This is a genomic window from Actinospica durhamensis (assembly GCF_018139695.1).
In the GTDB taxonomy this organism is placed as follows: domain Bacteria; phylum Actinomycetota; class Actinomycetes; order Streptomycetales; family Catenulisporaceae; genus Actinospica; species Actinospica durhamensis.
Genome location: NZ_JAGSOG010000088.1, coordinates 20591 through 31578, shown reverse-complemented (window position 1 = coordinate 31578; position 10988 = coordinate 20591). Strand labels below are relative to the sequence as shown.

Annotated in this window: 8 protein-coding genes; 4 read left to right on the top strand and 4 right to left on the bottom strand. The window is 70.7% G+C overall.

Features of this window, described 5'->3' with window-relative positions:
• Positions 1-160 precede the first annotated feature (160 nt).
• The 3 genes from KDL01_RS18480 to KDL01_RS18470 all read right to left on the bottom strand — a co-directional run bounded on the left by KDL01_RS18480 (position 161) and on the right by KDL01_RS18470 (position 3553).
• Positions 161-1051: a carbohydrate ABC transporter permease gene (locus KDL01_RS18480; protein ID WP_212529759.1), complete on the bottom strand. Its 891-nt coding sequence runs from the start codon at positions 1049-1051 to the stop codon at positions 161-163.
• Positions 1051-2034 (bottom strand): carbohydrate ABC transporter permease, encoded by a 984-nt coding sequence (locus KDL01_RS18475; protein WP_212529758.1) that lies wholly within the window; start codon positions 2032-2034, stop codon positions 1051-1053. Before KDL01_RS18475 ends, KDL01_RS18480 begins: the two co-directional genes overlap by 1 nt.
• Before the next feature lie 172 nt (positions 2035-2206).
• Complete coding sequence (locus KDL01_RS18470) at positions 2207-3553, bottom strand: extracellular solute-binding protein (protein WP_212529757.1); 1347 nt, start codon at positions 3551-3553, stop codon at positions 2207-2209.
• A gap of 510 nt (positions 3554-4063) precedes the next feature.
• On the opposite strand from KDL01_RS18470, the gene KDL01_RS18465 reads away from it, so the two are divergent.
• From KDL01_RS18465 to KDL01_RS44655, 4 genes are all read left to right on the top strand, one after another.
• Positions 4064-4798 carry a GntR family transcriptional regulator gene (locus KDL01_RS18465; RefSeq protein WP_368861598.1) on the top strand — a complete coding sequence of 245 codons (735 nt, stop codon included), beginning with the start codon at positions 4064-4066 and terminating at the stop codon, positions 4796-4798.
• A gap of 61 nt (positions 4799-4859) precedes the next feature.
• Positions 4860-5588, top strand: a complete 729-nt coding sequence (gene bioD, locus KDL01_RS18460) for a dethiobiotin synthase (protein WP_212529756.1) — start codon at positions 4860-4862, stop codon at positions 5586-5588.
• Positions 5589-5785: 197 nt separating this feature from the next.
• A complete protein-coding gene (bioB, locus tag KDL01_RS18455) occupies positions 5786-6832 on the top strand; it encodes a biotin synthase BioB (protein ID WP_438801967.1) in 1047 nt (348 codons plus the stop codon).
• Between the two features lie 337 nt (positions 6833-7169).
• Positions 7170-10523, top strand: a complete 3354-nt coding sequence (locus KDL01_RS44655; RefSeq protein ID WP_212529754.1) for an AfsR/SARP family transcriptional regulator — start codon at positions 7170-7172, stop codon at positions 10521-10523.
• A 47-nt stretch (positions 10524-10570) separates the two neighbouring features.
• Here KDL01_RS44655 and KDL01_RS18445 read toward each other — a convergent pair whose 3' ends face one another.
• A complete protein-coding gene (locus KDL01_RS18445; protein ID WP_212529753.1) occupies positions 10571-10825 on the bottom strand; it encodes a hypothetical protein in 255 nt (84 codons plus the stop codon).
• Between the last annotated feature and the right edge of the window lie 163 nt (positions 10826-10988).

Genomic DNA, 10988 nt, shown 5'->3' with positions numbered 1-10988 from the left:
AACGAGAACGCCTTCGGCAGGAAGTTCGGAGTGGTGCCCTGCAGGTACCGGGTCGGCTCGGTCGCGGTCAGCAGCAGCCAGTACACCTTCGTGGTCGGGAGAACGCCGGAGGGGACCCGAGCGCGTCCGCGAACGGGTCCCCTCCGGGCGATCATCGTACTCAGCCCTTGACGGCGCCGGCGGTCAGGCCCGCGGCCATCCAGCGCTGGAAGATCAGGAACAGGATGACCACCGGCAGCGAGACCAGCAGGGAGGCGGCCATCAGGCCGCCCCAGTCCGCGCCGTGCGTCGGGGAGTTGCCGAAGGTGACCAGGTACAGCTGCACCGTCTGCTTCGAGTTGTCGGTGAGCAGGATGTTGGCCATCAGGAACTCGTTCCAGGCCTGGATCCAGCCGAACACGCCGGTGGCCACCAGGCCCGGCAGGGTCAGCGGCAGGATGACCTTGTAGAAGGTCTGGAACCGGGTGCAGCCGTCGACCAGCGCGGCCTCGTCCAGTTCCCGCGGCACGTTCGCGATGAAGGTGCGCAGCGTCCAGACCGTGAACGGCGCCGTGAAGGCGATGTACGCGATGGTCGCGCCGATCAGCGAGTCGGACAGGTGCAGCTTCGCCAGCATGTCGTTGAGCGGGAACAGCAGCGCGATCAGCGGCACCATCTGCACCCCCATCACGATGATGATCGCCAGGCCCTTGCCCTTGAACCGGAACCGGGCCAGCGCGAGCGCCGCGAGGAAGCCGACCACCAGGCTGAACACGACGCAGGAGGCGGTGATGATCAGGCTGTTGGTCAGGTCCTGGGTGAACTGCGGGTCGTGGATGACCTCGGAGAAGGAGCTGAACGAGAACGCCTTCGGCAGGAAGTTCGGAGTGGTGCCCTGCAGGTACCGGGTCGGCTCGGTCGCGGTCAGCAGCAGCCAGTACACCGGGAAGCCCATGACCGCGGCGATGACCAGGCCGAGGATGTTCCAGCCGAAGGTGGCCCGGCGGCGGCGGACCGCGCCGCGGTTGCGCTTGGGCGCGAGGGCGGGGGCGGGGGTCGTGACGGCGCTCATCAGCTCTCCGATCCGATTCTGAGCAGCTGCCGGATGTAGCCGATCATGAACACGGCCATCAGCAGAACCATGATGATCGCCATCGCCGCGCCGTAGCTGAAGTTGTCGCTGCCGTAGATGGTGGCGAAGGCCTTGACGTACGAGTAGATGCCCAGCGTGTAGTAACCGGGCTCCGGGTGCGTCTGGCGCAGGATGTAGATCTGGTTGAACACGCCGGTGTCCCAGATCACCGAGAGGGTGGTGACGATGATCAGCAGCGGCTTGAGGAAGGGGTAGACCACGCTGCGGAACGCCTGCCAGGCCGAGGCGCCGTCGACGCGGGCGGCCTCGAGCAGTTCCTTGGGAATCTGGGCCAGGCCGGCGCTCAGGGTGACCGCCAGGAACGGGATGGCGCCCCAGATCACGATGAACGAGGAGACCTGCAGACCCTGGTTGGGGTCGGCGAACCAGTCGTGCTGGGCGTAGGAGGTCATGCCCAGCTGGGACAGCACGTAGTCCACCACGCCGTACTGGGCGTCGAAGAGCCAGCGGAAGAGCTCGGTGGAGACGGTGGTCGGCACCGACCAGACGAACATGAACACGACCGTCATGATCAGCTTCACGGTCCGCGAGACCCGGTTGAGCAGCAGCGCGATGCCGAGGCCGAACAGGATCGAGAGGATGACGTTGGCGCCGGCGAAGATGATGGTGCGTTCCACCGACGACCAGAACACCGAGTCGCCGAAGACCTTGCCGTACTCGGCGAAGCCCACGAACGGGGTGCCGGTGAACTGGCTGGAGGTGCCGCTCTTCTCCAGCGACATGATCACCAGCTGGACCAGCGGGTAGCCGATGATGGCCGCGAGGACCAGGCCGGTGGGCAGCAGCAGGAGGTAGGGCGTCAGCCCGGCCTGCCGGCCGGCTCCGCCGAAGATCCTGCGGCGCCGGGGTTGTGGCCGGGGGGCGGCGACCCGGGGAGGATCGCCGAGTTCGAGCGCGCTCACAGGTCGCGTCCTTTCTTCGCTCAAGATGGGTGCGATGGCTCGTGGCCTATGGCTCGTGGCCGGTGGCACGCGCGCCGCGGCGCGTCGGGGGACGCGACGCGGCGCGAGTGCCGTCCGATGGTGTCAGATCCCACTGTGCCCGCCCGGGGACCGGGCGGGCAGGGGGTCGGACTTAACCGGCGTTGAGGATCTGCGCGATCTGCTGGTCCGCGGACTTCGCGGCGGCGTCGACGGTCGACTTGCCGGTCGCGATGGACTCGAGCATGTTCTGCAGGATGTTCTGGCTCTCGACGTTCGACCAGGCCGGGGTGTTCGGCACGAACCAGCTGCTGGCCGCGGCGGCACCGGCGACGGCGTTACCCGGGCTGGCGGCGTCGAAGGTGGACATCAGCGTGGTGTTGTTCGGCATGGCGTACTTGGCCAGCATGGTCTCGGACGTGGTGTCCGTGTAGTACTTGATGAACTCGGCGCCGAGGCCGGCCTCCGGGGCGTTGGCCGGGACGGCCAGGTCGGAGCCGCCGAGGAAGGTCGGGGTGACCGTGCCCGCGGTGGTGCCGGGGATCGGGAAGGTGGCGATGTCGTTGGCCAGCTTGGGGTTGCCGCCACCGGTGGCGGCGGTGACCGAACCGGCCTCCCAGCCCGCGCCGAAGATCAGGCCGGAGTTGCCCTGGGCCATGATCGCGTCCTGGTCGGTCTCGTCCTTGGTCTGACCGGCCACGGAGGAGTCGGCCTCGAGCTTGGCCCAGGTGGCCAGGCCCTGCTCGGACGCGGCGGACTCGAGGGTGCCGGTCCAGGTGCCGCCGTTGTCGGTGGCTATGCCGCCGCCGGCGCCGAAGACGAAGGAGAGCGCGACGTACCAGTCCTTGCCCGGGACGTAGTACGGCGTCAGGTTGGCGACGCCGCCCTTGGCCTTGAGGGTGGCGGCGTCGGACTCGAGGTCGGCCAGCGTGGTCGGAACGCTCAGGCCGGCCTTCTTGAACAGGTCGGTGCGGTAGATCGCGACGCGGTCACCGGCGTAGTAGGGGATCGCGTAGAGCTTCGAGCCGTCGGCCGACTCGCTCGACTCGGTCAGGCCGGAGAGCCAGGTGCTGGAGTTGTCGAACTGGCTCTTGCCCGAGGTCAGGTCGGCGAACTCGCCGTTGGCGATGAAGGACGCGGTGTCGGTGTCGCCGACCTCGACGACGTCCGGCACACCCGAGCCGCCGGCCTTGATCGCGGCCTCGATCTTGGTGGTGTAGCCGGACCAGGTGGTCCAGTTGATGTCCACCTTGGCGCCGGTGGCGGCCTCGAAGCGGGTGACGGCCGAGTTGACGACGTCCGGCCACCCCTTCTGGGCGTCCGTCATGATCCAGACATTGATCGTCTTGCCCTTGCCGTCTGTCGAGAGCACCGACGAGCTACCAGCGCCGCTGCTGCCGGTGCTGGTGGGGCTGGTGGTGCTGGACGAGGAGCACGCCGAAGCGGTGAGGGCGAGGGTCGCGGAGGCACAGACCGCCGCGACGAGCTTCTTGCTCTTCAAAACCATTCCTCCGTCGGAAGGTAATCGGACGGCACCGATCTGATCTCGGCCGGCCATCCTGAGCTTGGCCGGGCTTCGATTCGGTGCACACTGGGGTGGAGCGGGTGTGTGCGGTCTTGCAGGTGATGCGGCGGCGTCCGGGGCGGGCTGTGGGCCCGCCCGGCTACCTCTCTCAATGGTTTAGACCAGTTCGGAGAGTGGCATAGACCAATCCGTACCGTCAAGGGATTCCGGCCCGGTTCGGCTAAGCCGTTATCAAGGCGTCACCGAGAGCAGGGTTCTCTTAACCAAGTGGTCCGTACCGGTACGTACCTTGGCTATCCTCGGTCCCTCGGGTGCCGTCGCGTCCCAGCGGTCCTTCACTTCCGTCTGGCAGCATGGCATCTTGCGACTGAGTTGACCGGAGTCGATTAGCGTCTGCCGGGCGGGAACGTTATCCAGGGAGGTGCCGTGGCGTTCGAAGAGGATGATCAATCGCTACTCCACGACGAACAAGGGCAGGGCGAGGGCGTGGCGACGGCCGGAGAGCCGGTGGCCCGCGAACCGAAGTACTACCGGCTTAAGCGGCATCTGCTGGAACTGACCCAGTCCAGTCCGCCCGGAACGCCGGTGCCGCCCGAGCGCACCCTCGCCGAGGAGTTCGACACCTCCCGCACCACGGTCCGTCAGGCCCTGGCCGAACTGGTGGTCGAGGGCCGGCTGGAGCGGATCCAGGGCAAGGGCACCTTCGTGGCCAAGCCGAAGGTGGCCCAGTCGCTGCAGCTGACCTCGTACACCGAGGACATGCGGGCCCAGGGCCTCGAGCCCGCCTCGCGCCTACTCGAGGTCGGCTACGTCAACGCCGACGCCGATCTGGCCGACCTGCTGCGCATCCGCGAGGGTGCCAGGGTGCTGCGGATCGAGCGGCTGCGGCTGGCCAACGGCGAGCCGATGGCGATAGAGGCGACCCACCTTTCGGCGAAGCGCTTCCCCGGCCTGCGGCGGCATCTGACGAAGTACTCCTCGCTCTACTCGGCCCTGAGCGCGGAGTACGGCGTGCACCTGGCCCAGGCCGAGGAGACCATCGAGACGGCCCTGGCCACGCCGCGCGAGGCGGCGCTGCTGGGCACGGACACCGGCCTGCCGATGCTGCTGCTCTCCCGGCACTCGCTGGACGAGGAGGGCGAACCGGTGGAGTGGGTGCGCTCGATCTACCGCGGCGACCGGTACAAGTTCCTCGCCCGTCTCACCCGTCCCGCGCAGTAGCGGGCAGCGGGCGCGGGCATCCGACCACGGCACACGGCAAGTAGCGGAGCACCACGGCACCATGAGCATCCTGATCGTCACCGGCACCGGCACGGACATCGGCAAGACCATCGTCACCGCGGCCGTCGCCGCCCTGGCCGCAGCCCGCGGCGGAGGAGTGGCGGTGGTCAAGCCGGCCCAGACCGGCATCGGCGAGGGCGAGCCCGGCGACCTGGCCACGGTGGCACGGCTGGCCGGGCTGGGCGAGGGCAGCCTGCACGAGTACGCGCGCTACCCCGACCCGCTCGCCCCGGCCGCGGCGGCCCGTACCAGCGGTCTGCCGACCCTCTCGCTCGACGTCGTGGCGCAGCGGGTGCGGGAGCTGGCCGACCAGCACGCCCTGGTGCTGGTCGAGGGGGCGGGCGGCCTGCTCGTGCGCTACGACGAGGACGGCGCCACCCTGGCCGATCTGGCCCGGGAACTCGGCGCGCCCGCCCTCGTGGTGGCCGACCCCGCGCTCGGCACGCTCAACCACACCGCGCTGACCCTCGAGTCGATGGCCCTGCGCGGCGTGGAGCTGGCGGGCGTCGTGCTCGGCAGCTGGCCGGTGGCCGCGGAGCCGGACCTGGCGATGCGCTGCAACGTCCGGGACCTCGAGACCCTCGCCGCCCGCCCGCTGGCCGGCGCCGTCCCGGCCGGAGCCGGCGCCCTGGACCCGGCGGAGTTCCTCCTCGCCGCCCAGGCGGGCCTGTCCCCCGCCCTCGGCGGCGGTTTCGACGCCCGCGCGTTCCGCGACCGCTGGGCCTGCTGACGCGGCGTCGGCTCCGTCGCACCGCGTCCTGACGGCCCGTCGATTCCTGCTCGCACCGTCGTTCCACGTGGAACATCATGCATTATGCAGCATATTGTTTCACGTGGAACGGGAGCGAATCCGACCATTCACCCACGCCTCGGGGCCGGTTCGGACTGCCGTCGGGCAGGTAGGGGACAATGATCGGCGTGACTGACATCGACCTCGCCACCGACCTCGCCGGCACCACCCCCGCCGTCGACAACTCCGCCGTCGACATCCTCGCCGTCGCCCGGGAGCAGGTGCTCGACGAAGGCCGCGCCCTCGACGAGCGGCAGATCCTGGAGGTGCTCGAGCTGCCCGACGACCGGCTCGAGGAGCTGCTCGCCCTCGCGCACGAGGTGCGCGAGCGCTGGTGCGGCCCGGAGGTGGAGGTCGAGGGGATCGTCTCGGTCAAGACCGGCGGCTGCCCGGAGGACTGCCACTTCTGCTCGCAGTCCGGCCAGTTCACCTCGCCGGTGCGCGCGGCCTGGCTCGACATCCCGTCCCTGGTGCGTGCCGCCGTGGAGACCGCGGCCACCGGCGCCACCGAGTTCTGCATCGTCGCCGCCGTGCGCGGGCCGGACAAGCGGCTGATGGCGCAGATGCGCGAGGGCGTCAAGGCGATCCGCGAGGCCGTGGACATCAACGTGGCCGCCTCGCTCGGCATGCTCAGCCAGGAGCAGGTGGACGAGCTCGCCGAGATGGGCGTGCACCGCTACAACCACAACCTCGAGACGGCCCGCTCCTACTTCACCGAGGTCGTCACCACGCACAGCTGGCAGGAGCGCTGGGACACCCTGCGGATGGTGCGCGACGCGGGCATGGAAGTGTGCTGCGGCGGCATCGTCGGCATGGGCGAGACCCGGGCCCAGCGCGCCGAGTTCGCCGCGCAGCTCGCCGAACTCGAGCCGGACGAGGTCCCGCTCAACTTCCTCAACCCCCGCCCCGGCACCCCCTTCGGCGACCGCGAGCCGCTGCCGGCCAAGGAGGCGCTGCGCACCATCGCCGCGTTCCGCCTGGCCCTGCCGCGCACGATCCTGCGCTACGCGGGCGGGCGCGAGATCACGCTCGGGGACCTGGGCACCGAGCAGGGCCTGCTGGGCGGGATCAACGCGGTGATCGTGGGCAACTACCTCACGACCCTGGGACGCCCGGCCACCGCCGACCTGGAACTGCTCGACCGGCTCTCGATGCCGGTCAAGGCGCTGTCCGCGACGCTGTAACACAGAGTTCGAATCCGGGCCCGTGATCGACACGGCCCTGTCGCGCGCCGCTCTCCCCTCCTGGTGAGCGGCGGCGCGGGCTGCTCCAGGACCGGCGGCGGGGTCGTCACCGCCGGTCCTGCACAGCAGACACCCCTGACGCCCCACCGTGCGAAGGGAAGAAGAACGGGGGTTCGTCACCGCCCATGCATTCATCTGCCGTGCAGAATGCACCGGGTGCCTGGAGAAAGCATTCCGCTTTCACCTACCGCGCGACTACCATCTGCCTATCGCGCTTGCACGGGACGCACTGCTCCCGACAAGGCCGCGACGGCCGCGCTCTGCGGCACGGTGGGTGGTGGAGGGCTCGTTCGTGCAGTACGTGTTGCTCGGTCCGGTATCGGTGAACACCCAGGCCGGGCCACTCGAGATCAACGGAACGCTGCGCCGTACCCTCCTCGCGGCCCTCCTGCTGCGCCCCAACCAGGTCGTCTCGGCCGATCAGCTCGCCGAGCTGCTGTGGGGCGACCGGCCCCGCGTCTCGGCCACCACCTCGCTCTACAACCAGGTGATGCGGCTGCGCCAGGCCCTCGGCCCGCACGCCGGCAGAATCAGGGCCGTGCCACCCGGATACGTCATCGACGTCGAACCCGGGGAACTGGACACCTCCGTGTTCGCCGAGCACCGGGCCAACGCCGCGCAGGCCGCCCAGGCCGGCGACTGGGAGACCTCCTCGCGCGAGTACGCCGCCGCGCTCGACCTCTGGCACGGCGAGCCGCTGGCGGACGTCCCGGCCCTGCAGTCCGCCGCCGCCATCCAGCAGCTGGTCGAGGAGCGGATCCTGGCCGTGCAGGGGCGGATCGAGGCCGATCTGCACCTGGCCAGGCACGACCAGGTCATCGGCGAACTGCGGACCCTGATCGACCGCCACCCCTGGCGCGAGGCCTTCTACGGCCAGCTCATGCTCGCCCTCTACCGGGCCGGACGCCAGCCCGAGGCCCTCGACGTCTACCGCGACCTGCGCCGGGCCATCGCGGCCGAGTTCGCCGTGGAACCGGGCGAGAACGTGCGCAGCCTGCATACCGGCATCCTGCGCTCAGACCCCTGTCTCGCCCTGCCGGCCGCCGAGCCGGGCGCCGACCAGCCGCCCGCTCCCCTGCCGGTGGAGCTCTATGTCCCGCTGCCGCCCCGGCCCTCGATCCGTCAGCTGCCCGCCGACACCCGGGCCTTCACCGGCCGCGAAGCAGAGCTCGACACCCTGGTCGGCGCCGCCCGCGCGGGCGGGGGCGGCGAGGCGGGGCCGCCGGACGCGGACGCGAGCCCCACCGTCGTCATCTCCGCCATCAACGGCATGGGCGGTATCGGCAAGACGACGCTGGCCGTGCGCGCCGCCCACCGCCTGGCCGAGGACTACCCCGACGGCCAGCTGTTCATCGACCTGCACGGCCACTCCGCCGACCTCGACCCGATCAGCTCGCAGGACGCCCTGGACTACCTGCTGCGCTCGCTCGGCCTTGAGCCGAAGGCGATCCCGCGCGACACGCAGGAGCGCGCCGCGCTCTACCGCTCCCGCCTGGCCGGTACCAGGACCCTGATCGTGCTGGACAACGCCCGCAATCCGGCACAGGTCAAACCCCTGATCCCGGCCGAGCCCGGCTGCCTGGTCCTGGTGACCAGCCGCAACCTGCTCACCGGCCTCGACGACGCTGAGCTGCTCAGCCTGGACGCGCTCTCGCCGGACGAGGCGGTCGCCCTGCTCAGCACCGCGGCGGGCCCGGGCCGGGTGAGCGAGGACGACCCGGCGGCCCGGGGCCTGACCGAGTGGTGCGGCCGGCTCCCGCTGGCGATCCGGATCATCGGCGCCCGGCTGCGCCACCGCCCCATGCTCGCCCCCGAGGCGCTGTTGGCCGCCATCCGGGCCGACTGCGACCCGCTGGCCCTGCTCAAGGACGACGACCGGGACATCACCCGGGTCTTCGCCTCCTCCCTCGACGTACTGCCCAAGGCCGAACGTCAGCTCTTCGCCCGGCTCGGCCTCGTCCCCGGCCCCGACTTCGACGCCCTCGCCGCCGCCGCGCTCCAGGGCGCCGAGGTCGGCGAGGCCGAACACCAGCTGGAGAACCTGTTCGAACACAGCCTCCTGATCCAGCGCGAGGAGGGCCGGTACCGCCTGCACGACCTGCTGCGCGCCTACGCGCGGGTGCGCGCCGCCGCGTGCGATCCGGCCGAGAACGAGGCGGCCTGGAACCGGCTGCTCGACTACTACGTGGAGACCGCGGCGGCCGCGTGGGCGCTCTACCTTCACGGCACGGCCGGCTCGCGGCCGGTCACCCGCAACGCCTCCGGGCCCGCGCGGGAGGACCGGCGGGATGCCAAGGCCTGGTTCGACGCCGAGCAGGAGAACCTCTTCGCCGTCTTCGGCCACGCGACGCTGGAACCGAAGCGTAGGCTCGCGCTGGCGCTGAGCCTCAACGCGTACGTCAACGCGTTCGGGCCCTTCGACCGCGCCGTCCCGCTGCTGCTCGGCGCGCTCGACGCGGCGCGAACCCTGCGCGACCCCGCGGAGGAACTCAATGCCCTGCGGAGGTTGGGGCAGGCCTATCACATGCGCGGAATGATCGGGGACGCCATCGCCTGCTTCGAGGGCTCGCTGGCGATCGCCCGCCGGATCGGCGACCGGCTGGCCGAGGCGCGCGCGCTGCGCACCCTCGGCTGGTCCGTCGCCGCGACCACCGAGACCGCGCTCGGGCTGGGCTACATCGAGCAGGCCGTGGAGATCCTGCGCGAGATCGGAAACCTCTCGGACGAGGCGACCACGCTCGCGGTGCTCGCCGGCATCACCAACCACGACGGCCGGTTCGAGGACACCGTGGCCATCACCGAGCGCGCCCTGCGGCTCAGCCGCGAACTCGGCGACGAGATGAGCGAGGGCATGGCCCTGTTCCAGCTGAGCCACGCGGTGCAGGCCCTTGGCCGGTTCGACGAGGTCGAGCCGATCCTCACCCGAGCGTTGCACTGCTACCGGGACTCACCCAACAACATGGGCGGCGTCCTGCAGGAGATCGGCCGGCTGTGGATGCGGCGCGGCCGGCTCGCCAGGGCCCGCGAGTACATCGAGCGCGCCCTGGAGATCTTCACCCGGACGGGTTTCGCGATCGGCATCGGCTACGCCTACGGAGAGCTCGGCCGGATCCGGCTCAGGTCCGGCGACGTGGACACCGCGGCGCGGCTGCAGCAGACCGCGCTGCGCACGGCCCTCGACGCCGCGGCGCCCTACATCGAGACCTTCGCGCGCACCAACACCGGATACGTCCTGATCGCCCGTCAGGAGTTCGCCCAGGCGCAGGACCAGCTGCGCGCCGGCCTGGACATCGCCACCCGGGCCGGCTTCCTGCATAGTCAGGTCGAGGCCCGGGTGGGGCTGTGCGCGCTGGTCCGCGCGCGCGACGGAGCCGCCGCGGCCCTCGCGCCCTACCGCGAGGTGCTCGAGTTCATCCGCACGTGGCATCACCCGGTCGAGCTGGCGGCGGCGCTGGTCGGGCTCGGCCGGTGCGAAGTGGAGACCGGCGACCCGGATGCGGGCGTGGCGCACCTGCGCGAGGCGATCTCGCTCTACGCGCGGATGGGTTCGGACCTCGACGTGGCCGAGACCCGCCGACTGCTGCCCGCGGACCAGCTGTTGCCCGCGGACCGGTTCCCGCACGGCTGCTGAGCCGGGCGGGTACCGAGCCCGCGACCGCGCCGGTCATGGCGCGGCCCTTACTGAGCCGGCACGTCCAAGGCGGCGCTCGGCGATTGCTCGCTCTCCGGCTCCGGATCGGATTCCCGGCGCGGGGCGGGCATCGGCTGGGAGCGGGCGGCCGGGCCCAGCGGGCGGCGGCCGCCGCGGGTGATCAGGAAGGCCAGCAGGCCGATGAGGGCGAAGATGCCCAGGGCGAACAGCGCCACCGCGCCCACGTTGGCACCGTGGTTGGTGGGATCGCCCGAGATGAACGTGGTCGCGGAAGAGTGCATATCGAGATCCCCATTCTCGATCGGCCGACATAGCCTGGGTTCGAGGTTAGCCGAGCCGGCCGTTCACGGTCGCGCCGCCCGAGGCGCTTGTCCTCCCCCTACCCCGCCGCAGCCGGTTGCGTTCTTCTTCCGTGCGATCATTTCGTACTCCTTTGTCCGCCCG

Excerpts from the sequence above, each read along its gene's own strand:
- KDL01_RS18480 (WP_212529759.1), bottom strand. The coding sequence starts at position 1,051 with ATGAGCGCCGTCACGACCCCCGCCCCCGCCCTCGCGCCCAAGCGCAAC.
- bioD (WP_212529756.1), top strand. The coding sequence starts at position 4,860 with ATGAGCATCCTGATCGTCACCGGCACCGGCACGGACATCGGCAAGACC.
- KDL01_RS18445 (WP_212529753.1), bottom strand. The coding sequence starts at position 10,825 with ATGCACTCTTCCGCGACCACGTTCATCTCGGGCGATCCCACCAACCAC.